Here is a 1,830-nt window from a genome sequence, read left to right on the forward strand (position 1 = left end):
CCGTCTCAGACACAAAAACGACCCATCCACAAGGAACAGATCGTTTAACCTTATTATTGAGTTTTTTTAAGAAATTACCGCTTTAATCGCAATCAATTCTTCTTCTTCCAAGTAAAAAGAAAGGTCATTTGCAACAATCATTCTATCATACTCTGTCAATTCAGAGAAATACAGAACAAAATATTCATTCCCCACGAAAGTTTTTACCTCTGGAACTTCTATAATCTCCTCTGTATTTATTAAAGGAAAACCGTTTTCTACTGTTATGTTTGCCCTTTTTACCAAACGAACTTCTTCATCTAATTTCGTTGGAAAAATACACTCAATTTCTCCGAGTAGCCCCTCTTGATTCAGCCACATCATGACATTTTGCTCTACTCGATATGGTACAAAATCATCGTCCATTTTTTCTGTTAAAATATCGATGTTCTCTACAGACTCTTCATAACTATTTTTACTAGTGATACTTTCATTCAACGTTTCTTTGATTTTCAATGACAAGACCTCCTTTATTTTTTAAAACTTGCTGGCCAAATTCCTACTACTTCTTTTTTTACAGGATTAACAAAGACTGATGTCCCTGTTATCGGATTGACATATTCAACACTTCCAGATTTAGCTGGTATGGGTTTAGTCTTTAAAGCATCAATGATATCATCCAGCATAATATCTTTTCTTCCTGATTTAAAAAGAGAATTATATGCATGCTGATTTAGCTTTGTTCCATCAGGAAAGCCATTTTTTAGCACTTCATCAAATTGTTTTCTTCTTAAAGCCCTTAAATCTGGATTTCCATTTGCATTATATATTTTTTTAATTCCGCTTTCGTTTTTATAGGTAGTACTTCCCCTGATTGCCGCTACACTGAGCCCTAAGCCCAAAACAGCATTCGCAAAGTCACTCTCCTGCACCCATTCAGCGCCACCTTGTACATAGGCGGAAGCTTTCAGTGTGGCACCTGCAACACCACTGTATTTCTTTCCGTTTAGGTAGTAGCCGCCTTCTTTCCAGCCCTCCAGAACCTTATCTTCAATACCATCTAATGAAAGTACTTGATACCGATCTTTTGAGAGATATTGGCCAGTCTTCTTCAAGTAATCGGTCAACTCATAATTACGAACCGCATGACCATTTTGTTCTAGGATCCACATGACTTCTGGCTTGCCATTTTCTCCCGTGTAAACCACCGCATAGATTTCATAATCCTCCAACTCTTTTTCTTTTTTAGCGTCAATATCTCGGATTTCATTGAGTTCTTTCTGTAAATCTGCAATTGCACTAGCATATCCAACTGGAAATGAATAACTACCCTGCTGTTCATTAAAGGTAACATTTGTTAAAACGTGTTGCAAGACTTGTCTCGTTTTATACATAAGATCGCAAAGCTCTTGAAAGAAATCATTATGACCATGCTCAAATTCCTGATAACGTTCCAAGATCTTTTCTTGTTCGACAGCTTCCGCTAAGTCCATTCGTAATTGCTGCGCCTTGCCTTCGTATAGGCCGGCCGTGGCTGATGATAATGATCGCTGTAGATCTTCTTGTTTTCGTTTGATCTGGTCGACTTTATCCGCCGCCATTTGTAGGATGTCTGAATCGATCTGACAGGATGGTGACGGATCGACTTGATTGCTAAAGTCATTCAAATACCTATTTAACAGCTCTTCACTTGTATCTAGTACTTCCAACAAGCTTTCCGTCACGGTTGTATACGTCGCTTGAAAATAAGTCTGAGACGCTTTCACTGCTTGACCGCTAAGTGAGGTATCTTCTGCATATTCTAGAGTATGCAGCTGAATATTTTCGATAACCGCTCGCATCTCTTCATTG

Annotated in this window: 2 protein-coding genes; both read right to left on the reverse strand. The window is 38.3% G+C overall.

Going from position 1 to position 1,830, the window contains the following annotated elements; genetic code table 11:
* Positions 1 to 66: 66 nt before the first annotated feature.
* Positions 67 to 495: a hypothetical protein gene (locus CS921_RS15405; RefSeq protein ID WP_099225447.1), complete on the reverse strand. Its 429-nt coding sequence runs from the start codon at positions 493 to 495 to the stop codon at positions 67 to 69.
* 14 nt (positions 496 to 509) lie between these two features.
* The coding region (locus CS921_RS15410) for a T7SS effector LXG polymorphic toxin (RefSeq protein WP_162921808.1) at positions 510 to 1,830 on the reverse strand (1,321 nt) is incomplete at its 5' end.

Source organism: Listeria costaricensis (assembly GCF_900183385.1).
GTDB lineage: Bacteria > Bacillota > Bacilli > Lactobacillales > Listeriaceae > Listeria > Listeria costaricensis.